The 20,445-nt window shown below is 66.2% G+C and carries 17 protein-coding genes; 5 read left to right on the top strand and 12 right to left on the bottom strand.

Going from position 1 to position 20,445, the window contains the following annotated elements; translation table 11 throughout:
* Positions 1–64 precede the first annotated feature (64 nt).
* Positions 65–1,540 (bottom strand): IMP dehydrogenase, encoded by a 1,476-nt coding sequence (gene guaB / locus ASE31_RS20865; RefSeq protein WP_057203705.1) that lies wholly within the window; start codon positions 1,538–1,540, stop codon positions 65–67.
* Between the two features lie 140 nt (positions 1,541–1,680).
* On the opposite strand from guaB, the gene ASE31_RS20870 reads away from it, so the two are divergent.
* Positions 1,681–2,232 carry a DUF4124 domain-containing protein gene (locus tag ASE31_RS20870; protein WP_057203706.1) on the top strand — a complete coding sequence of 184 codons (552 nt, stop codon included), beginning with the start codon at positions 1,681–1,683 and terminating at the stop codon, positions 2,230–2,232.
* Between the two features lie 60 nt (positions 2,233–2,292).
* On the opposite strand, the gene ASE31_RS20875 is transcribed toward ASE31_RS20870, so the two are convergent.
* Together ASE31_RS20875 and ASE31_RS20880 are read right to left on the bottom strand one after the other, a co-directional pair.
* Positions 2,293–2,649, bottom strand: coding sequence for an RnfH family protein (locus tag ASE31_RS20875; RefSeq protein WP_057203707.1), 357 nt, complete (start codon positions 2,647–2,649; stop codon positions 2,293–2,295).
* Positions 2,642–3,082 carry a type II toxin-antitoxin system RatA family toxin gene (locus ASE31_RS20880; protein WP_057203708.1) on the bottom strand — a complete coding sequence of 147 codons (441 nt, stop codon included), beginning with the start codon at positions 3,080–3,082 and terminating at the stop codon, positions 2,642–2,644. Before ASE31_RS20880 ends, ASE31_RS20875 begins: the two co-directional genes overlap by 8 nt.
* A 148-nt stretch (positions 3,083–3,230) precedes the next feature.
* Between ASE31_RS20880 and smpB the strand changes: the two genes are divergently transcribed.
* From smpB to ASE31_RS20900, 4 genes are all read left to right on the top strand, one after another.
* Positions 3,231–3,704: an SsrA-binding protein SmpB gene (smpB, locus tag ASE31_RS20885; RefSeq protein WP_057203709.1), complete on the top strand. Its 474-nt coding sequence runs from the start codon at positions 3,231–3,233 to the stop codon at positions 3,702–3,704.
* A 125-nt stretch (positions 3,705–3,829) separates the two neighbouring features.
* Positions 3,830–4,198, top strand: a complete 369-nt coding sequence (locus ASE31_RS20890; RefSeq protein WP_057203710.1) for a hypothetical protein — start codon at positions 3,830–3,832, stop codon at positions 4,196–4,198.
* A gap of 21 nt (positions 4,199–4,219) precedes the next feature.
* Positions 4,220–4,789 (top strand): RNA polymerase sigma factor, encoded by a 570-nt coding sequence (locus ASE31_RS20895; RefSeq protein WP_057203711.1) that lies wholly within the window; start codon positions 4,220–4,222, stop codon positions 4,787–4,789.
* The gene (locus ASE31_RS20900) at positions 4,789–5,682 is read left to right on the top strand and encodes an anti-sigma factor (RefSeq protein WP_057203858.1); all 894 of its coding nucleotides are present in this window, start codon (positions 4,789–4,791) and stop codon (positions 5,680–5,682) included. Before ASE31_RS20895 ends, ASE31_RS20900 begins: the two co-directional genes overlap by 1 nt.
* 355 nt (positions 5,683–6,037) lie before the next feature.
* Here the strand turns inward: ASE31_RS20900 and ASE31_RS20905 are convergent, their stop codons facing one another.
* The 9 genes from ASE31_RS20905 to ASE31_RS20945 all read right to left on the bottom strand — a co-directional run bounded on the left by ASE31_RS20905 (position 6,038) and on the right by ASE31_RS20945 (position 20,327).
* Positions 6,038–7,141 (bottom strand): enoyl-CoA hydratase/isomerase family protein, encoded by a 1,104-nt coding sequence (locus ASE31_RS20905; protein ID WP_057203859.1) that lies wholly within the window; start codon positions 7,139–7,141, stop codon positions 6,038–6,040.
* Between the two features lie 11 nt (positions 7,142–7,152).
* Positions 7,153–8,025, bottom strand: a complete 873-nt coding sequence (locus ASE31_RS20910; protein ID WP_369819480.1) for a DMT family transporter — start codon at positions 8,023–8,025, stop codon at positions 7,153–7,155.
* A 213-nt stretch (positions 8,026–8,238) separates the two neighbouring features.
* Complete coding sequence (gene typA / locus ASE31_RS20915; RefSeq protein ID WP_057203712.1) at positions 8,239–10,059, bottom strand: translational GTPase TypA; 1,821 nt, start codon at positions 10,057–10,059, stop codon at positions 8,239–8,241.
* Complete coding sequence (truB, locus tag ASE31_RS20920) at positions 10,056–11,048, bottom strand: tRNA pseudouridine(55) synthase TruB (RefSeq protein ID WP_057203713.1); 993 nt, start codon at positions 11,046–11,048, stop codon at positions 10,056–10,058. The genes typA and truB overlap by 4 nt, the downstream gene beginning before the upstream one ends.
* Before the next feature lie 3 nt (positions 11,049–11,051).
* Complete coding sequence (gene rbfA / locus ASE31_RS20925; protein ID WP_057203714.1) at positions 11,052–11,426, bottom strand: 30S ribosome-binding factor RbfA; 375 nt, start codon at positions 11,424–11,426, stop codon at positions 11,052–11,054.
* A 3-nt stretch (positions 11,427–11,429) separates the two neighbouring features.
* A complete protein-coding gene (gene infB / locus ASE31_RS20930; RefSeq protein ID WP_057203715.1) occupies positions 11,430–14,303 on the bottom strand; it encodes a translation initiation factor IF-2 in 2,874 nt (957 codons plus the stop codon).
* Positions 14,304–14,327: 24 nt separating this feature from the next.
* Entirely contained in the window at positions 14,328–15,815 is a 1,488-nt protein-coding gene (gene nusA / locus ASE31_RS20935; protein WP_057203716.1) for a transcription termination factor NusA, read from the bottom strand.
* Positions 15,816–15,903: 88 nt separating this feature from the next.
* Positions 15,904–16,497 carry a ribosome maturation factor RimP gene (gene rimP / locus ASE31_RS20940; protein ID WP_057203717.1) on the bottom strand — a complete coding sequence of 198 codons (594 nt, stop codon included), beginning with the start codon at positions 16,495–16,497 and terminating at the stop codon, positions 15,904–15,906.
* A gap of 251 nt (positions 16,498–16,748) precedes the next feature.
* Positions 16,749–20,327: a DEAD/DEAH box helicase gene (locus tag ASE31_RS20945; RefSeq protein ID WP_057203718.1), complete on the bottom strand. Its 3,579-nt coding sequence runs from the start codon at positions 20,325–20,327 to the stop codon at positions 16,749–16,751.
* Positions 20,328–20,445 lie beyond the last annotated feature (118 nt).

The raw sequence follows: 20,445 nt of genomic DNA on the forward strand, positions 1-20,445 counted from the left end.
GACCAGACTATATCATTCTGACCAGATATTTTCAATCAGGCCAGATTGCATCCACAACGGTCAATCATTCAGCGCGGTAGTTTGGCGCTTCCTTGGTGATCTGCACGTCGTGCACGTGGCTTTCGCGGATACCGGCGGTGGTGATCTCGACGAACTCGGCCTTGTTGTTCATGTCGTCGATGGTGGCGCAACCGCAGTAGCCCATGGCGGCGCGCACGCCACCGGCCATCTGGAAGACGATGGAGACCATGGAGCCCTTGTAGGGCACGCGGCCTTCGATGCCTTCGGGCACGAGCTTGTCGGCGTTGGGGTTGCCGGTGGTCGACTCCTGGAAGTAGCGGTCGGCGCTGCCCTGCTGCATGGCGCCGATACTGCCCATGCCGCGGTAGCTCTTGTAGCTGCGGCCCTGGAACAGGATGACTTCGCCGGGCGCCTCTTCGGTGCCCGCGAACATGCCGCCCATCATGATGGTGCTGGCGCCTGCGGCGAGGGCCTTGGCGATGTCGCCGCTGTAGCGCACGCCGCCGTCCGCGATCAGCGGCACGCCGGTGCCCTTGAGGGCGGTGGCCACGCTGTCGATGGCCATGATCTGGGGCACGCCCACACCGGCCACGATTCGGGTGGTGCAGATGGAGCCAGGGCCGATACCGACCTTGACCGCGTCGGCACCAGCCTCGACCAATGCCAAGGCGGCTGCGCCGGTGGCGATGTTGCCGCCGATCACGTCGATCTGCGGGTAGTTCTGCTTGACCCAGCGCACGCGCTCGATCACGCCGCGGCTGTGGCCGTGGGCGGTGTCGACCACGATGGCGTCGACGCCGGCACGCACCAACGCTTCGACGCGCTCTTCGGTGCCCTCGCCCACACCCACTGCCGCGCCCACGCGCAGGCGGCCGGCGCTGTCGCGCGCGGCGTTGGGGAAGCTGGTCTGCTTGGTGATGTCCTTGACGGTGATCACGCCCTTGAGCTCGAAGTCGTCGTTGACGACCAGGATGCGCTCGAGCTTGAACTTGTTGAGCAGCGCCTTGGCTTCGGCCGGCGTGGTGCCGTCCTTTTCGTTGACGGTGACCAGCTTTTCGCGCGGGGTCATGATCTGGTGGACCTTGACGTCGTAGCGCGTTTCAAAGCGCAGGTCGCGCCCGGTGACGATGCCCACCACCTTGCCACCGTCGCACACCGGGAAGCCGGAGATGCCCAGTTGCTCGGACAGCTGCAGCACCTGCAGCACGGTGTGCTCGGGGGTGATGACCACGGGGTCGCGCAGCACGCCGGATTCGTAGCGCTTGACCTTGGCCACCTGGGCGGCCTGCTCCTGCGCCGTGAGGTTCTTGTGCACGATGCCGATGCCGCCCTCCTGGGCAATGGCAATGGCCAGGCGCGCTTCGGTCACGGTGTCCATGGCGGCGGACACGAGAGGCAGGTTCAGCTGGATGTTACGGGAGAGTTTCGTCGCGAGGGACGTGTCCTTGGGCAGGACCTGGGAGTACGCTGGCACCAGCAACACATCGTCGAAGGTGAGCGCTTTTCCAAGAAGGCGCATGAGAAGGCTCCAAAAGACGGATTGTACCCGTCTGCGCAACGCGCTGCAGGGCGCCACACCCGCCCGTGCGGCGTTGCAGCATGCCCCACCCCTCCCGCCCGCACTGGCGGCAGACTTGTTGCACGGCTAAACTTGCCTGCATGAAATTGCACAAGATTGTTTTACTGGCCGTCGCCTGCACTTGGGCCCTGGGTGCTGCCGCGCAATGGCAGTGGATCGACAAGGACGGCCGCAAGGTCTTCAGTGACCGCCCGCCACCGCAGGACATTCCGGAAAAGAACATGCTCAAGCAGCCGAGCTTTGGCGGCCCGCGCGTGACCACGCCAGCCGCCGGTGCACCTGCCGCTGCAGCCGCACCGGCACCGGCCGGCGCAGCTACCGCAGCCTCTGGCGCCGCCGCAGCCCCTGCGGCACCGGCCAGTGCCGCCAGCGGAAAGGACAAGGAGTTGGAGAAGCGCAAGGCCGAAGCCGAAGCCGCCGAAGCCGCCAAGAAGAAGGCCGAGGACGACAAGGTCGCCAAGGCCAAGGCAGAAAACTGCACCAAAGCACGCGATGCCAAGGCCCTGATGGACTCGGGTACGCCCCTGCGGCAGACCACGGCCCAGGGTGAGCGCGTGTTCCTCGACGAGGCCCAGCGCGCCGCCGAGACCAAGCGCATCAACGCGGTGATCGCCTCCGACTGCAAGCGCTGAGCCCGCCAAAAGCCCATTCGTGGCAAAAAAACGGCGCCTTGGGCGCCGTTTTTGTTTCATTTAGTATCCTGATTTGCCACCAGGCCGCTGCCGGGCAAACAGGCCGGTGGCGCGTGCACCCTGGCGTGCAAAGCGCTCGCGGCGTGCCACCTTGGGGTCGACCTTGAGGCCCCGGTACAGCTCGACCCGGTCCTGGTCCTTGAGCACGGTGGTCTCGGGCTGGGCACGGCCCCAGATGCCGCACACCATGCCCTCGCGCTGCGCAGCCGTGGGCCCGGCGGCCTGCAGGGCGTCGGCCAGGGTGCTGCCGGGGGGCAGTTGCAGTGTGCATTCGCTTACCTGCCGGGGCGCCAGCGAGACCACCACGGTGATCTGCAGGGTTGCCGCAGCCGGTGTGCCGCCGGTGCCATCAGCCATACACCTGCTCCGCGCGCTTCACGAAGGCGTCGACCATGCTGCCCGCGATGCGGTCGAACACGGGCCCCACCAGGGCAGCCAGGGCGGCGTTGTCAAAGCCGTAGTTCAGGCCCAGCTCGACCTTGCAGGCGCGCTGGCTGCCGTCGCCCACGGGGTGAAAGTGCCAGTCACCATCGAGCTGCGAGAACGGGCCCTTGACCAGGCGCATCTGCACGCGCCGGCCGGCCTCGTGCGTGTTGCGGGTGACGAAGGCCTTGTGGATGCCGCCAAAGGCAATGCCCACCTCGGCCGTCATGCCCTCGTCCGACTGCTCCAGCACGGTGGCGCTGTCGCACCAGGGCAGGAACTCGGGGTATTTTTCGACCCCGGTGACCAGGGCGAACATTTCTTCGGGGCTGTACCAGATGAGGACGGACTTGTTGACGGTTTTCATGCAAGGGAAGGGCTTGGGCCACGATCGTCGCCACATGCGGTGGCATGGGCCAAAGAAGATCGAGGACACGCCCTAAAATGACAGGTGCGAGACACAAGCATTGTAGGGAGGCCTTTTATCTCCTCGTTTGCGCCTCAATTAATAACTCATGGCCAAGAAACCCGATCCAACCGCCCGCATTGCCGACAACAAGAAGGCGGCCTACAACTATTTCTTCGAAGAACGCCACGAGGCAGGCATGGTCCTGTACGGCTGGGAAGTGAAGGCGCTGCGCGAAGGCAAGGTGCAGCTGACCGACGGCTACGTGCTGATCCGTGACGGCGAGCTGTTCTTGCTGGGCTGCCAGATCAACCCGCTCAAGACCGCTTCGACCCACGTGAGCCCCGATGCCATACGCACCAAGAAGCTGCTGCTCAAGAAGGATGACATCAAGCACCTGATCATCAAGGTGGAGCAAAAGGGCTACACGCTGGTGCCGCTGAACCTGCACTGGAGGAACGGCTACGTGAAGTGCGAGGTCGCTCTGGCCAAGGGCAAGGCCGAGCACGACAAGCGCGACACCATCAAGGACCGCGAAGGAAAGCGCGAGGTGGAGCGTGCGATGAAGAGCCGCAACCGCTGACGCCTGGCGGGCAGGCTCAACTTTTCTCATGCGCGGTGGAATAAACCACTGCGCCCCGGTGTTTGTGGAGGTGCAAGGCGGCATTTGCCGGTGCCTGCAACCCCCTTCTTCCACTTGGAGAAACCATGAAAAAGACCCTGTTGTCCATCGCCGCGTTCGTTGCCATTGCCGGCTGCTCCACCATGGCCGCCGATGGCCCCGTGAAAACCATGGACGGCGTGCTCGTGGGTGCCGGCGGCATGACGCTGTACACCTTCGACCGCGATGCTGCCGGCAGCGGCAAGTCGGTGTGCAACGGCCCCTGCGCCACCAACTGGCCGCCGCTGATGGCCGACAAGGCACCCGGCAGCGACTACAGCGTGGTCACCCGTGACGACGGCAAGATGCAACTGGCCTACAAGGGCAAGCCGCTGTACTACTGGGTCAAGGATGCCAAGCCCGGCGACAAGACGGGCGACGGCGTGAACCAGGTGTGGCGCACGGCACGCCCCTGATCGCTACCCCGCCCCCTCGGCATGAACCGCACCCAGGTCGTCGAACAGCTGCCCGCACTGCGCCGCTATGCGCGCGTGCTCACGGGCGATGCCTGGGCGGCCGACGACCTGGTGCAGGACACGCTGGAGCGGGCCTGCAGCAAATGGCTGCTGTGGCGCACGGGCAGCGACCTGCGCGCCTGGCTGTTCACGCTGATGCACAACCTGTACCTCAACCAGCTGCGCACCCAGCCGCCGCAGCCCCATCTGGACCTGGATGACCTGCACGACAGCCTGCAGGGTAGCGCCGGCATGGGCGATGATGCGCTGGACCTGGAGCGCTGCCTGCAGCGCCTGCCGCCCGAGCAGCGCGCCGTGCTGCTGCTGGTGACGCTGGAGGACATGGACTATGGCGACACGGCGCGCATTCTGGGCATCCCCGTGGGCACGGTGATGTCGCGCCTGTCGCGCGCGCGCAGCCGCCTGCGCCTGCTGATGGAGCGTGCGCCTACTGCCTCGACCGCACCGGCCCCGGCCCCGGCAGCCACCGAGAATCCCCCGGACCACGGTGCACCCGCCGGCCAGCCAACCACCTTGCGCCGCCTCAAATGATGAAGCCCGAGCGCCAGCCCGCCATGGACAAGCACCACCACCCTGCCCCACCCACCGACGACGAAGCCGCATGGCATGCGCTGGCGGATGGCCGCCTGTCGCCTGCGGATGAAACCGCCCTGCGCCACCGGCTTGAAGGCCAGGCCGGCGCGCAAGAGACCCTGGCGCACTGGCAGCAGCAGCGCCAGCAACTGCGCGCCCTGCACCAGGGCATGCTGACCGAGCCTGTGCCCGAGGCCCTGGTGGCCGCCGCACTGCGCACGTCGGCCCGCAGGGAGCGGCAGGACCAATGGTGGCGCTGGGGCGGCATGGCAGCATCAGTGCTGCTGGCGTTTGCCCTGGGCTGGACCGGGCGCAGCCTGTGGCCCGCCACGGGCCGCACCGACAGCCAGGCCCTGGTGCTGGCCGCCACCGGGCAGCGCTTTGCCCAGCAGGCCGCCGTGGCGCATGCCGTGTACCAGCCCGAGGTGCGCCACCCCGTAGAGGTGCCTGCCGCGCAGCAGGAGCACTTGGTGCAGTGGCTCTCCAAGCGGCTGGGCCGCCCGCTCAAGCTGCCCGTGCTGGCCGATGAAGGCTACGAACTGGTGGGTGGCCGCCTGCTGCCCGGTGATGCGGGCGCACGCGCGCAGTTCATGTACCAGAACACCAAGGGCGAGCGCATCACCCTGTACCTGGGCGCCATCGCGCGGCCCGGCGCCCCGGCAGCCCCCGTTGCGGCCAAGCCTGGCGCGCCGGTGCCGCCCAGTGCGGCAGAGACCGCCTTCCAGTTCACCAGCGATGGCCCCGTGCCTGGCTTCTACTGGGCCGACCAGGGCTTTGGCTATGCCCTGAGCGGCCAGTTGTCGCGCCAGGAGTTGCTTACCCTGGCAGCGGCGGTGCACCGGCAGCTGTAGCGACCGATCCGCAGATCGGCCGATCTCGCACGGCTTTGCCCTGCTTTTTTCAAGACCGGGCGGCACGGATCCCCATCAGACTGTTGCGCCAGCAACACCGATGGATCGATTCGCCATGACGACAGCACACAGCACCCGTTCTTCGGCCCCCACATTGGGCCGTGCCGTCGACCCATCGGGCAGAGCAGAGGTGCGGGCAGCCGACACACAGGCGGCACGTGCGACTGCGCACACCGGGCTGACCAACGAAAAACTCGAGTCGATGCTCCTGCGCATGCACGCGCAGGCGCCAAAGGCCGTCGCAGCAGGGGCCTGACGGGAACCCGCTGACGAGGTCAGCGGGCCGCGTTCTGGGTCACACCAAGGCTGCCAAGGGATGCGAGTGCGCGGGCCAGGGGCTGGCGAAGAACGGTGCCACCATGGCGGGCGTGACGTCTTCGATGCGTGCGGGGTTCCACTTCGGCGCATGGTCCTTGTCCACGGCCAGGGCGCGGATGCCCTCCACCGTTTCGCTCTGGCCGGGGCGCAGGTAAAAGCAGTGGCGCACCATGTCGCGCTCCATGCGCAGGTCGTCGGCCAGGCCCATGCCGCGCGCACGGCGGATCTGTTCGAGCACCACGTGCAGCATCAGCGGCGAGCGCTTGCGCAGAGTGGCAACGGTGGCACGCGCCCAGTCGGAATCGGCGGCTTCGAGGGCGCGCACGATCTCGCCCACGGTGGGCAGCGCGAAGTAAGTATCCGCCTGAGCCAGTTCTACCGCAACCGCCTGGTTCTTCGGCAGCAGGCGCGCAACGACGAAGGCCTTGACGGCCTCTGCATCGGCAAACGGCTGCGTGCCCAGGGCCTCCCACACGGGGGCCTGCTGGTCCACCGGGATGCAGCCATCGGCCAGGTTGCAGGCCACGGCCGCATCGGCGCCGATGGTGTCGCCGGTGAGCGCCAGCCATTCGCCCGCGCTGCCGGGGCAGCGCGCCAGGAAGTAGCCGCCACCCACGTCGGGGAACAGGCCGATGGCCGTCTCGGGCATGGCCATCTTCGTGCGCTCGGTCACCACGCGCAGCGCGGCGCCCTGGCTGATGCCCATGCCGCCGCCCATGACGATGCCGTCCATGAAGGCGATGTAGGGCTTGGCGTAGTTGTGGATCAGGTGGTTGAGGGCGTATTCCTCGGTGAAGAAGTCCTCGAGCTGCGGGTTGCCCTGGCTGCCGGCCTGGTGCAAAAAGCGGATGTCGCCACCGGCGCAGAAGGCGCCGAAGGGGCCCTCCTTGTTGCTGCCGCGAATCGCCACGGCCAGCACTGCATCGTCGTGCTGCCACGCGAGCAGGATGGCCATGAGGTCGCGCACCATGCCCAGCGACAGCGCATTGAGCGCGCGCGGGCGGTTCAGCGTGATGAAGCCCACCTGGCCGCGCACTTCGCTCAGCACTTCGGCAGCGGCAGCCGTATTGGTTGCAGTCATGGTCGTCTCCGTCATTGTTGTTCCTTGAAAGCCAGTAATTCGTTGAAAACCAGCGCGCCGATCACCAGCGCGCCACCCGTCAGCACGGCGGCAGCGGGCTCTTCGCCCGCGCCCAGCCATGCCAGCAAAATACCAAAGATCACTTCGAGCAGGCTCAGCAGAGCCAGTTCGGGGGCCTTGAGCACCTGTCCGCAGCGCACTGCCAGCACGCAGGGGATGGCCAATTGCACCACGCCCAGCAGGGCCAGCAGCCAAAGGTCATGCGCCGAGGCCTGGAACGGCAGCGCCAGGGGCAGCGTGGCCACCACCGAGATGACCGCCCCTACCAGCACGGCGGGCGCCAGGTCCACCGCATGGCCGTGGCGCTGCGCGTGCTGCACCACCGTCCAGTTGATGGCAGCGGCGACGGGCACGCACAAGGCCACCAGCGTGCCCACCACGGGCAGCCCGGCCATTTGCGAGCCGTACATCCAGGCGATACCCAAGCCTGCCACACCGATGGCAGCCCAGGTGCGCGGGGCGATGCGGTGGCCGATGAACACGCGCGCGAACAGCGCGGTGAGCAGGGGCCCTGCCGCCATGGTGACCAGCACGTTGGCCACCGGCATGAGCAGAATGGCCACCATGAAGGCGGTGAACATCACGCTCCAGCACAGGCCCGAGATCCACAACGCCCGCCCGCTCTGGCGCATGGAGGCGAACACCGCACGCCCCTGCAGCGCAGGCAGTATGACCAGCAGCGCAGCCAGCGTGAACAGGCTGCGCCAGAAAGTGACCTCGAAGCTGCGCGCCTGCTCCAGGTGGCGCGTGACGACGCCGGCGATGGACCACATCAGGGTCACGGCGACCATCAGGGCCACGGCCTTTGAATGGGTGAGCTTCACCGGGTTACCGCCATCGCCTGCATCCTCGTCCAAAAGCAGCCCCACGGAACGCGCCCAGCCCGAAGGCCTGCGCGCAGCGACGGCGCCGAAAGAGTTCTTTTAACCGCTCTTGACGACAAAAGGGCCACAGCATGGTGACTGTGGCCCTTTGGCAAGCCTTTCAGCCTGGTGTCGTCATTCCCCTCTCCAGCACGGAGAGGGAACGCCGCGCTCTCAGCGGCCCGCGCGCTTGCGGTCGCTTTCCTTCAGGTGGCGCTTGCGGATGCGGATGGACTTGGGCGTGATTTCGACCAGTTCGTCGTCCTCGATGAATTCCACGGCGTATTCGAGCGTGGCATCGATGGGCGGCGTGATCTTGATCGCGTCTTCCTTGCCGGACACGCGGAAGTTGGTCAGCTGCTTGGTACGCGTGGCGTTCACCACCAGGTCGTTGTCGCGGCTGTGGATGCCGACGATCATGCCTTCGTACACGGGATCGTTGGCCTTGACGAACATGCGGCCACGGTCGTCGAGCTTGCCCAGGGCGTAGGTGAAGATTTCACCGTCGTCCATGGAGATCAGCACGCCGTTCTTGCGGCCGCCGATGTCGCCCTTGTGCGGCTCGTAGCTGTCGAAGATGTTGCTGATGAGGCCCGAGCCACGCGTCAGGTTCAGGAATTCGTTGGTGAAGCCGATCAGGCCCCGCGCAGGAATGCGGTACTCCAGGCGCACGCGGCCACGGCCGTCCGGCTCCATGTTCACCAACTCGCCCTTGCGCTCACCCAGCGCCTGCATCACGCCGCCCTGGTGGCCTTCTTCGATGTCGGCCGTCACCAGTTCGATAGGCTCGTGCTTTTCGCCGTTCACGTCGCGGAACACGACGCGGGGCTTGGACACGGCCATTTCGTAGCCTTCGCGGCGCATGTTTTCGAGCAGGATGGTCAGGTGCAATTCACCACGGCCCATCACTTCGAAGATGCCTTCTTCGTCGGTTTCCTTCACGCGCAGGGCCACGTTGTGTTGCAGCTCCTTTTGCAGGCGGTCCCAGATCTGGCGGCTGGTCACGAACTTGCCTTCGCGGCCGGCCAGTGGCGAGGTGTTCACGCAGAAGTTCATGGTCAGCGTGGGCTCGTCCACCTTGAGCATGGGCAGCGGCGCGGGGTTGGCAGGGTCGGTGATGGTCACGCCGATGCCGATGTCTTCGATGCCGTTGATCAGCACGATGTCGCCAGGGCCGGCCATGGGCGTCTGCATGCGATCAAGGCCCTGGAAGGTCAGCACCTGGTTGACGCGGCCCTTGACGGCCTTGCCATCGGGGCCTTCCATGACGACCACGTCCATCATGGGCTTGATGGTGCCCTGGCTGATGCGGCCCACGCCGATGCGGCCCACGAAGGTGGAGAAGTCCAGCGCCGAGATCTGCAGCTGCAGCGGAGCGGCCGGATCACCCGTGTTCGGGGGAACGTGGCTCAGGATGGTGTTGAACAGGGCCGACATGTCGGGGCCCCACTGCTCGCCAGGAGCGCCTTCCACCAGCGACGACCAGCCGTTGATGCCCGAGGCGTACACCACGGGGAAGTCGAGTTGCTCATCGGTGGCACCGAGCTTGTCGAACAGGTCGAACGCGGCGTTCACGACCTTGTCGGGGTTGGCACCGGGCTTGTCGACCTTGTTCACCACCAGGATGGGGCGCAGGCCCAGGGCCAGGGCCTTCTTGGTCACGAAACGCGTCTGGGGCATGGGGCCCTCTTGCGCGTCGATCAGCAGCACCACGCTGTCGACCATGGACAGGGCACGCTCCACTTCACCGCCGAAGTCCGCGTGACCAGGGGTATCCACGATGTTGATGTGGGTGCCTTCCCAGCTCACGGCGCAGTTCTTGGCCAGGATCGTGATGCCACGCTCTTTTTCAATCGCGTTGTTGTCCATCACGGTGTCGACGACCTTTTCGTGGTCGGCGAAGGTGCCGGACTGGCGCAGCAATTGGTCCACCATGGTGGTCTTGCCATGGTCAACGTGGGCGATGATGGCGATGTTGCGGATCTGTTTAGTCATAGTTTTTCCAATGTGCCGCTGGCTTGCAGGTGCGGCGTACCTTCCAAAATTTGTTGAATTTCCAGCGGACTCAGGAGCCTGTCGGGCACCAGCTCCCCGCCCACGATGTGGCCCACCCCCAGCAGCGCCGGGGGATTGTCGCCAAACACCGCCACGGCCCCGGCATCGGGCCAGGTGCCTCGGCGGCGTACGCCCGACAGGAAGCGAGCAGCATTCTCGCTGTCCAGCGTGACACGCACGTGTTGCGCCAGCAGGGACTCGGGCGGCTCCAGCTGCGCCAGGCGCTCCCCCTCCTCCATGGCTTCGAGCTGCGCCAGCGTGACACAGCGCTCCACCCCGATACCCCCGGTATCGATGCGGCGCAAAAAGGTAAGGTGGGCACCGAAACCCAGCGCCGCGCCCACGTCCTCACCCAGCGTGCGGATGTAGGTGCCTTTGCTGCACTGCACCACCATTTTAACGGCGATGGCATCCGGATTGTCCGCCAGCAGCGTGAGGGAAAGCGAATGGATCACCACGTCGCGTGCGGGCCGGTCCACCTCGATGCCGGCGCGCGCGTATTCGTACAGGGCCTTGCCGTCCTTCTTGAGGGCGCTGTACATCGGCGGCACCTGCTGGAGGGGGCCGGTGAACTGCTGCTGCACGGCAGCCAGGCGCTCGGGCGTGAGCTCGGCCAGCACCACGGGGCGGCGTTCGATCACGTCGCCCTCGGCATCGCCGGTGGTGGTGGTCACGCCCAGCAGGGCCACGGCCTCATAGGTCTTGGGGGCATCGAGCTGCAGCTGGCTGAACTTGGTGGCCGCGCCAAAGCACAGCGGCAGCACGCCGCTGGCCAGCGGATCAAGCGTGCCGGTATGGCCCGCTTTTTCGGCGCGCAGCAGCCATTTGGCCTTTTGCAAGGCGTCGTTGCTCGACAGGCCGAGCGGTTTGTCCAGCAGCAACACCCCATGCACAGGGCGCCGCTGCACCCTGGTGCGAGGCGAGTGCATGGACTACTCCTCTTGGGCGCGCGAAGAGACGGCCTTGGCGATCAAGGCGTTCATGTCGGCCGCACGCTCAGAGGTGCGGTCGTACACGAAGTGCAGCGTGGGCACCGTGTGGATGTGCAGGCGCTTGAACAGGCCGTTGCGCAGGAACCCAGCCGCCTGGTTGAGCGCCGCCTGTGTTTCCACAGGGTCGCCCACCAGCAGGCTGAAGAACACCTTGGCGTGCGCGTAGTCGGGAGTCACCTCCACACCCTGCAGCGTCACCATGCCCACGCGCGGGTCTTTCAACTCGCGCGCGATCAGCTCCGTCAGATCGCGCTGGATCTGATCGGCGACCTTGAAGGCGCGGTTCGGGGTGGAGGACTTCTTCTTCGCAGCCATCGGTTACAGCGTCCGCGCGATTTCCTTGATATCAAAGAATTCGAGTTGATCGCCTTCCTTGATGTCGTTGTAGTTCTTGAGCTTGATACCGCACTCGAAGCCTTCCTTGACTTCCTTGACGTCGTCCTTGAGGCGCTTGACCGAGTCGACTTCGCCCGTGTAGACCACCACGTTGTCGCGCAGCAGGCGGAACCGTGCGTTGCGATGGACCATGCCCGAGGTGATGTACGAACCGGCAATCGTACCGATCTTGGTCGCCACGAACACCGTGCGGATCTCGGCCGTACCGATGATCTCTTCGCGCTGCTCGGGAGCCAGCATGCCCGACATGGCCACGCGCAACTCGTCCACAGCGTCATAGATGATGCTGTAGTAGTGCAGATCGACGCCATTGCTCTCGGCCAGCTTGCGTGCACCGGCATCGGCACGCACGTTGAAACCGATCACGATGGCCTTGGAGGCGATCGCCAGGTTGATGTCCGACTCGCTGATGGCGCCCACTGCGGCGTACACCAGCTGCACCTTGACCTCGTCGGTCGAGAGCTTGAGCAGCGACTGCGACAGCGCTTCCTGCGAACCCTGCACGTCGGACTTGACGATGATGGGCAGCATCTTCACTTCGCCTGCCGTCATGTCGGCAAACATGTTCTCGAGCTTCGCAGCCTGCTGCTTGGCCAGCTTGGTGTTGCGGAACTTGCCGGCACGGTAGGTGGCGATTTCGCGGGCACGGCGTTCATCCGTGAGCACCATGAATTCGTCGCCGGCCTGGGGCACTTCGGTCAGACCCTGGATTTCCACCGGGATCGATGGGCCTGCGGTCTTGGCGGTCTTGCCGTTTTCGTCCAGCATGGCGCGCACGCGGCCGTAGGTCTGGCCTGCAAGCACCACATCGCCGACCTTGAGCGTACCGGACTGCACCAGCACCGTGGCCACAGGGCCGCGGCCCTTGTCCAGTTGGGCTTCGATCACCAGGCCCTTGGCCAGCGAGTCGACCGGGGCCTTCAGTTCCAGCACTTCGGCCTGCAGCAGCACCTGTTCGAGCAGGTCGTCGATGCCCTGGCCGGTCTTGGCCGACACCGAGACGAATGGCGACTCGCCACCGTACTCTTCAGGCACGACGGACTCGACCACCAGCTCCTGCTTGACGCGATCGGCGTTGGCATCGGGCTTGTCGATCTTGTTGACCGCCACCACGATGGGAACACCAGCCGCCTTGGCGTGCTTGATGGCTTCCTTGGTCTGGGGCATGACACCGTCGTCCGCTGCCACCACCAGGATCACGATGTCGGTGGCCTGTGCACCACGGGCACGCATGGCGGTGAACGCCTCGTGGCCAGGGGTGTCCAGGAACGAGATCATGCCGCGTGGCGTTTCCACGTGGTAGGCACCGATGTGCTGCGTGATGCCGCCGGCTTCGCCCGAGGCGACCTTGGCACGGCGGATGTAGTCGAGCAGCGAGGTCTTGCCATGGTCCACGTGGCCCATGACGGTGACCACAGGTGCGCGTGGCAGCAGTTCGACGTCCTTTTGCAAGGTGTCGTCGTCGGTGAAGGCTTCCGGATCGTCCAGCGCCGCCACCACGGCCTTGTGGCCCATTTCTTCCACCATGATCATGGCGGTGTCCTGGTCCAGCGGCTGGTTGATGGTGACCATCTGGCCCATCTTCATCAGGGCCTTGATGACTTCGTTGGCCTTGATCGACATCTTGTGTGCCAGCTCGGCCACCGTAATGGTTTCGGGCACGTGCACTTCGATGATGCGCGCCTCCACCGGAGCGGATTGCTGGTGGTGGTCGTCACGGTGGTCGCGGTCATTGCCACGGCGGCCACGCGGGCCTCCGCGCCAGTTGTTGCGCCCCACGCCCCCGCTGCTGTCGCCGCGGGTCTTGATTTCCTTCTTCTTGGCCGTGTCGCCCGCCCAACTGGAGGACAGCTTGGCCGACTTCACTTCCTTGCCGGCGGCCGCGCCAGGCGCTGCCGCCGTGGCAGGTGCGCCAGGGCGTGCCGGGCCGGTGCCCGTGCCCACTGCGGGCTTGTGCAGCGTGCCCTTCTTGGCATCGCCAGCCAGCGCGGGCTTGGCCACGGGCTTGGGTTCTTCGGGCTTCTTGGCCACCATGACCGCCTTCTTGGGCGTGGCCATCATGGAGCGGATGGCGGCTGCCTCGGCTTCGGCCTTGCGGCGGCGTGCGTCGAGGTCGGCGGCGCGGGCCACTTCCTCGTCGGAGCGGGCCTTGGACTCGGCTGCAGCCTTTTCACGGGCTTCGGTCTGGGCAGCGTTGCGTGCGGCGGCCTCGGCGGCCTGCTCACGCGTGGCTTCCTGCTTGACGGCAGAGGCCTGGGCCTTCTTCTCGGCTTCCTGGGCAGCGTAGGCGGCAGCGCGCTCTTCGGCTTCGCGCTCGCGCTGTTCGCGGGCTTCGCGCTCGGCACGCTTTTCGGCGAGTTCGGTTTCCTGGCGGCGGATCAGCTCGGCCTGGCGGCGTGCTTCTTCCTCGCGGCGCGTCAGCTCAAGTTCTTCGCTCGAGATCGGTGTCTCTTCCACCACGGCGTCTTCGGACTCGGCAGAGCCCTCCACGCCATCATCGCGCTTGATGAAGGTGCGCTTCTTGCGCACTTCCACCTGGATCGTGCGCGCCTTGCCCGTGGCATCGGCCTGCTTGATCTCGCTGGTGGACTTCTTCGTCAACGTGATCTTCTTGCGGTCGACCGCGGCGGTGCCGTGGCTGTTTTGCAGGTACACGAGCAGCTTTTGCTTGTCGGACTCGGTCAACGCGTCCGATGGGGCGGCCTTGCCCACGCCGGCAGCCTTGAGCTGGTCGAGCAGGGTTTCAGGCGATTTTTTGAGTTCGGTTGCAAACTCGGCGACAGTATTACTGGACATATGTGGTTCGTGCCTCCCTGACCCTTACTCTTGCTGCCCCGCGAACCAGTGTTCGCGCGCCTTCATGATCAAGGCTTTGGCATCGTCTGCAGACTGTCCGGTCAGGTCGGTCAGCTCATCAATGGCCAGATCGGCCAGGTCGTCACGTGTGTGCACACCGCCTTCGGCCAATTTTGCAATCAGCTCCGGGGTCAGGCCTTCGAGGTCGCGCAGGTCCTGGGAGACCTCTTCCACGCTTTCCTCACGGGCGATTTCCATGGTGAGCAGAGCATCCTTGGCACGGGCACGCAGCTCATTGACGGTGTCTTCGTCGAAGCTTTCGATTTCCAGCATTTCCTGCAGCGGCACATAGGCCACTTCTTCCAGGCTGGCGAAACCTTCGGAGATCAGGATGTCGGCGATTTCCTCGTCCACATCGAGCTTTTCCATGAACAGCTTGCGGGCCGTGTCGGACTCGTTGGCCTGCTTTTGCGCCGACTCGGCGGCGTCCATGATGTTGATCTTCCAGCCGGTCAGGTCGGACGCCAGGCGCACGTTCTGACCACCGCGGCCGATGGCGATGGCGAGGTTTTCCTCGTCCACCACCACGTCCATGGCGTGCTTTTCTTCATCGACCACGATGGAGGAGACGTTGGCCGGGGCCAGCGCACCAATCACGAACTGGGCCGGGTCTTCGGACCACAGCACGATGTCCACGCGCTCGCCGGCGAGCTCGTTGGTCACCGCATTCACGCGGGTGCCGCGCACGCCGACGCAGGTGCCGATGGGGTCCACGCGCTTGTCGTGCGAGAGCACGGCGATCTTGGCGCGCGAACCGGAGTCACGGGCGCAGCTCTTGATCTCCAGCAGGCCCTGTTCGATCTCGGGCACTTCCTGGCGGAACAGCTCGATCATGAACTCGGGCGCCGAGCGCGACAGGATGATGGGCGCGCCGCGCAGCGTCAGGTCCACTTCCATGATCATGGCGCGCACACGGTCACCGCTGCGCAGGTTTTCCTTGGAGATCATCTCGCTGCGGCGCAGGCGGCCTTCCACCCGGCCGGACTCGACGATGATGTCGCCCTTGTCCATGCGCTTGACGGTGCCGGTGAAGATGCGCTCGCCGCGCGACATGAAGTCGTTGAGCAGCATTTCGCGCTCCGCGTCGCGGATCTTCTGCAGGATGACCTGCTTGGCTGCCATGGCGCCGATGCGGCCGATGGGCACGGATTCGACGCCTTCTTCGATGTACTCGCCGACTTCGATGTCGGCAATGCGATCTTTCGCATCCATCAGCAGTTCTTCGGCTTCCGGGTTCTGCAGGCCTGCATCGTCAGGCACCACCAGCCAGCGGCGGAAAGTCTCATAGTTGCCGCTGTCGCGATCGACGGACACGCGAATGTCCACCTCGCCCTGGTACAGCTTCTTGGTAGCCTGGGCCAGGGCCGACTCCACGGCGCCCAGGACCACGTCCAGCTCCACGTTCTTTTCGCGCGAAATGGCCTCAACCAACATCAACAATTCGCGATTCATGCGACGACTCTCCTAGTTCAATCACCCGATAAGCAAAGGCTGCACTCGGCGGCCATCTGCCCAATTCATTCAGCAGCCTGCTTGCAACTCAGGCGGGCTCGGCCCCTGGCTTGTTGCTGCGCCCCTTGAAATCGACAATGGGCGCCAGACGGACTTCCCGTGTTTCATCCAGGGTGAAGCCCAGCGCCTGCAACGGGGCGGGCACGCGCTTCTTGCTGATTCTTTGACCCGGCTTGACAGCGGGCTCTTCGCTCCAGACGATCTGCCAACCCCCTGCCTCGGCCCGCTCCAGCGTGCCGCGAAATTTCTTGCGCGTGGCATTCACCTGCCCCGCTCCTGCCGCGCCGATGGGCGCCCTCAATGTGATGTCGATGATCGAGCCTTCGAAACGCACGAAGTCCTGCTCGTGGCGCAAGGGTCGATCGATTCCGGGAGAAGACACTTCCAGGCGCTTGTATTCAACGCCATCGACCTCCAGCGCAAACTGCAGCTGGCGGGTGACCTTCTCGCAATCTTCGACCGTGACGTACTGCTCTACGGCCGGCGCGGGCGCATCGGCGGCAGGCTGTACCCAGGGCAAGTCGATGGTGATGCGCAGCAGACCACCAGCGGAGCGTTCGATCTCCACCAGGTCATACCCCAGGCCAATCACAATTTGTTCAACGACTTGCTGCAGTGCCACGTGTTCTATTCAATCCCGGAAAAACAAAAAACCCGATAACCCCCAGAGGCTTCGAGCTCCAAAAGCAAACGACCAAAAAAAACGGGCGGTTGGTACCCGCCCGCTTGGTCGTGAGAAACGTATTGTAGCCCGTAAAGCGTTGATTTGCCAAGACGCGGGGCCACGAGCACGCCGCAAACACCCTGCATGTGCGGCAGAACAACGCCCGGCGCGGGTTTGCGCGGAAAAACGCCTTTGCCAGCCCCTGTTGGCTACGGCAGCGAGAGCGGCTGCAGCAGCTCGGCAAGGTCGCTTTCGGTGAAAAGCGGCTGCTTTCGCCCCGCCGCACCCTGGTAAAGACTTTCGGCCAGCTGGGCCTTTTTCTCCTGCAGGGCCAGTATGCGCTCTTCGATGGTGCCGCGCGCCACCAGCTTGACCACCCACACGCTCTGCGTCTGCCCGATGCGGTGGGCACGGTCGGTGGCCTGGGCCTCCACGGCGGGGTTCCACCAGGGGTCGTAGTGGATCACGGTGTCGGCCTGCGGCAGGTTCAGCCCCACCCCACCGGCCTTCAGGCTGATGAGGAACAGCGGCACCTCGCCGCTGGTGAACCGGTCGATGATGGCGTCGCGCTTCTGACTCTGGCCCGTGAGCTTGACCCAGGGCAGGCCGTGTTTGGACAGCTCGGCCTCGATCAGCGCCAGCATGCTCGTGAACTGCGAGAACAGCAGGATGCGCCGGCCTTCGGCCAGCATCTCGGGCAGCATTTCCATCAGCTGCGCGAGTTTGGCCGAGGTGTGCACCTTGCGCGCCGCCTCCAGCGGCACGAGCTGCGGGTCGCAGCACACCTGGCGCAGCTTGAGCAGCGCGTCGAGGATGGTGATCTGCGAGCGCGCCAGGCCCTTGGCCTGCAGCGCCTCGCGCACGGTCTTTTCCATGCCCAGGCGGATGGTCTCGTACAGGTCTGCCTGGCCGCCCGAGAGGTCCACCGGCATCACGGTCTCGATCTTGGGCGGCAGCTCGTGCGCCACCACCGACTTGGCCCGGCGCAGCATGAAGGGGGTGATGCGCGCGCGCAGTTGCGCCAGCCGCTCGGTGCTGCCCTGGCGCTCGATGGGGTTGCGAAACAGGTCGCGAAAGCGCTGCTGGCTGCCCAGAAAGCCCGGCATGAGGAAGTGGAACAGGCTCCAGATCTCGCCCAGGTGGTTCTCCATGGGCGTGCCCGACAGGCACAGCCGGTGGTTGGCCTGCAACTGCGCCACCACCTGCGCGGCGTTGGTGGTGGCGTTCTTGATGTTCTGCGCTTCGTCGAGCACCACGATGTGCCAGCGCGCCTCCAGCCAGCGCTCGCGGTCGCGCTGCAGCAGCGAATAGGGGGCGATCACCAGGTCGTGCTCGGCCATGGATTCGGCCAGGGCGTGGCGCTCCTTGCCGTGCAGCACCACGCTGCGCAGGCCGGGGGTGAAGCGCGCGGCCTCGCGCTCCCAGTTGCCCATCAGGCTCACGGGCGCCACGATGAGTGCGGGCTGCACCAGGCGGCCGGCATCCTTCTCGACCTGGATGTGCGCCAGCGTCTGCAAGGTCTTGCCCAGGCCCATGTCGTCGGCCAGCACGCCCGCCAGGCCATTGGCACGCAGGAACTGCAGCCAGTTGAGCCCTTGCTGCTGGTACGGCCGCAGCTGCGCCTGCACCCCCGCAGGCACCGGCACCTCGGGCAGTTGGCCCTGCCCCTGCAGTTGCTGCACCAGGGCGTGCAGGCTGGCCGCCCCTTCCCACGCCACCCCATCGCCCAGCGAGGCGCTGGTGCGCAGCGCCTCCAGGCGCGACAGGCGCAGGCTCTCGCCCGAAAAATCATGTGCGCGGTCGCCCGCCAGGTCAAGCAGCGCCGCCAGCCAGGGCTTCAGGGTGTCGGTGGGCAGGCGCACGAAGCCATGGCCACTGGGGGCAGGAAGGTACAGAAACGGAGGCAGCGCCAGCCCCTTGGCGCCGCCACCGGGCTCGGCGGGGTCGGGCGCTGCCGATGCGGCCGCCGCGATCAGGTCGGGCAGCCAGGGCAGGATGTTGTGGCGCTGGCCATCGATCTCGATGCCCAGCGACAGCTCGAACCAGGGGGATGGATTGGGGTCGCCACCATCGCCGTGTGCGCCAGCGCCACCACCCGGCTCTGCGCCGTCCGCACCGTCATCCAGCCCGAACGCATCGTCCCCCCCATCGCCCTCAGCCCCCTCTGGGCCCAGGTGCACGTGGATGGTCTGCGCGTGCGTGATCCAGCCATCAAGCTCGGGCGCCACGGTGAGCGCAAAGCCGGCCTCGCGCAGCGCGGCGAAGCCTTCGTCGGCCCAGAGCATCCAGGCGCCCTGCGGCCGCTCGCCAGGGATGCCGAACAAACCCTCGTCCACGCCCAGCAGGCCCAGGTCCATGAGGCGCGAGACGGCGTCGATCTCGGCACGGCCATCGCGCTGCAGCAGCACCTTGCCGCCTTCACCGTCCAGGCCGTCCACCAGCACCGACAGGGGCTGCCCCACCCACCAGCCCACATGGCCCAGGTAGTCAAAGCGCAACTGCGCCGTGATGAGCCCCATGTAGGCCACCCCGGCCGCCGGTGTCGGCGCCAGGTGCAGGCGCGCCACGGGGGCCACGCCGTCGAGCCGGGTCAAGCCCTGCAGCACGGGCGGCAGCGGCACGGGGCCCAGGCGCCGGGCCACGTCGGCCTGGTATTTTTGCAGCGCAGCAGCACTCAGGGTGGGCGCGTGCAGCAGCACCTCCAGCTGCGCGGGCTCCATGCCCGGTGCATGCGCCAGGCCGCACAGGCCGGCAGCGGCATCGAGGTACATCGGCGGGTTGTTATGGCACAGCGTGGCGCCCGCCTGGGGCAGGCGCGCCTGCAACGCCCAGCCGCTGTCCTGCGCCTGTGCGCCGGCCGCACCGCCCGAGACGGCCTGCCAGGCCCACTCGATGGGCAGCAGCTCGCCCCACCGCAGGGGCGCCCCCACCGTGGAGCCGCCCGCATCGGCGAACAGGCGCCCGGTGCTGGCGGCCTGCTGCACGGCCAGCAGGCCGATCTGCCCCTCCACCACCGCGCAGGGCGCACCGCTGTAGGCGGAGTAATAGTTCTGGTGGCGCGGCAGCGCCCGCAGCAGTTGCAGCACCTGGCGGTCGGTGTCGCCGGCCCGGTCGAACACCGCCTGGCCCTTGCCCGGCTGGGTGCGCACCAGCTTGGGTTTGGCCCAGCCGCCGGTGACCTTGGGGTAGGACACCACGGCCTCCAGCTGCAGCAGCGGTGCCGCCCGCGGCGCCCCCACCACAGACAACAGGTAGACATATTGTTCAGGGCGGTCCGCCGCGCCGCCGGCACCTGCTGGCGCATCGCCATCGGCAAGGCCTGCGGCCTTGTCCAATGCCAGCAGCCAGTTCATGAGGCGCGCCTCCGACTCCATGCGGTGCACCTCGGCCATGCGCTGCTGCACGTCGCTGCGGGCCGGTGGCGGGCGGTTCAGCCCGGCAGCGGGCAAAGCCAGGCCCCTGGCCCGGTCCAATTCGCTCGGCCCCTGGCGCGCGGCCTGGTGCATGAGCGCCACGCCGTGCTTGCACTGCAGGCCCACGGGGCAACTGCACTGGCTGCGCCAGTAGTCCACCGCTCCATCGGGCATGAGCGCCATCGAGACGGACAGCTGGTAAGGCGCCAACTGGGTCCCCTGCACGTCGCCTTCGAGGCGCCAGTGGTCGCCCTGGGCGCTGACGGCCAGCCGCCGCACGGCACGCGCCTTGAACAGCGCCGTGCCCCGCGCCCACACACCATCGTCGCACAGCGCACGCAATGACTCAGGCTCGAACCAGAACTCCAGGGACATGGAAAAATTCAATACACAAACAGGAGGGCGACAAGGGCTATCGGAGGGGAGCGACAGCGGCTATCGGTTCATGGTACTGTACAAACTGCTATTCAAAAAATAGCAGATCAGAGCCCCC

Origin of the sequence: Acidovorax sp. Root217 (genome assembly GCF_001428645.1) — a bacterium.
GTDB lineage: Bacteria > Pseudomonadota > Gammaproteobacteria > Burkholderiales > Burkholderiaceae_C > Acidovorax.

Excerpts from the sequence above, each read along its gene's own strand:
- guaB (WP_057203705.1), bottom strand. The coding sequence starts at position 1,540 with ATGCGCCTTCTTGGAAAAGCGCTCACCTTCGACGATGTGTTGCTGGTG.
- ASE31_RS20870 (WP_057203706.1), top strand. The coding sequence starts at position 1,681 with ATGAAATTGCACAAGATTGTTTTACTGGCCGTCGCCTGCACTTGGGCC.
- ASE31_RS20875 (WP_057203707.1), bottom strand. The coding sequence starts at position 2,649 with ATGGCTGATGGCACCGGCGGCACACCGGCTGCGGCAACCCTGCAGATC.
- ASE31_RS20880 (WP_057203708.1), bottom strand. The coding sequence starts at position 3,082 with ATGAAAACCGTCAACAAGTCCGTCCTCATCTGGTACAGCCCCGAAGAA.
- smpB (WP_057203709.1), top strand. The coding sequence starts at position 3,231 with ATGGCCAAGAAACCCGATCCAACCGCCCGCATTGCCGACAACAAGAAG.
- ASE31_RS20890 (WP_057203710.1), top strand. The coding sequence starts at position 3,830 with ATGAAAAAGACCCTGTTGTCCATCGCCGCGTTCGTTGCCATTGCCGGC.
- ASE31_RS20895 (WP_057203711.1), top strand. The coding sequence starts at position 4,220 with ATGAACCGCACCCAGGTCGTCGAACAGCTGCCCGCACTGCGCCGCTAT.
- ASE31_RS20900 (WP_057203858.1), top strand. The coding sequence starts at position 4,789 with ATGAAGCCCGAGCGCCAGCCCGCCATGGACAAGCACCACCACCCTGCC.
- ASE31_RS20905 (WP_057203859.1), bottom strand. The coding sequence starts at position 7,141 with ATGACTGCAACCAATACGGCTGCCGCTGCCGAAGTGCTGAGCGAAGTG.
- typA (WP_057203712.1), bottom strand. The coding sequence starts at position 10,059 with ATGACTAAACAGATCCGCAACATCGCCATCATCGCCCACGTTGACCAT.
- truB (WP_057203713.1), bottom strand. The coding sequence starts at position 11,048 with ATGCACTCGCCTCGCACCAGGGTGCAGCGGCGCCCTGTGCATGGGGTG.
- rbfA (WP_057203714.1), bottom strand. The coding sequence starts at position 11,426 with ATGGCTGCGAAGAAGAAGTCCTCCACCCCGAACCGCGCCTTCAAGGTC.
- infB (WP_057203715.1), bottom strand. The coding sequence starts at position 14,303 with ATGTCCAGTAATACTGTCGCCGAGTTTGCAACCGAACTCAAAAAATCG.
- nusA (WP_057203716.1), bottom strand. The coding sequence starts at position 15,815 with ATGAATCGCGAATTGTTGATGTTGGTTGAGGCCATTTCGCGCGAAAAG.
- ASE31_RS20945 (WP_057203718.1), bottom strand. The coding sequence starts at position 20,327 with ATGTCCCTGGAGTTCTGGTTCGAGCCTGAGTCATTGCGTGCGCTGTGC.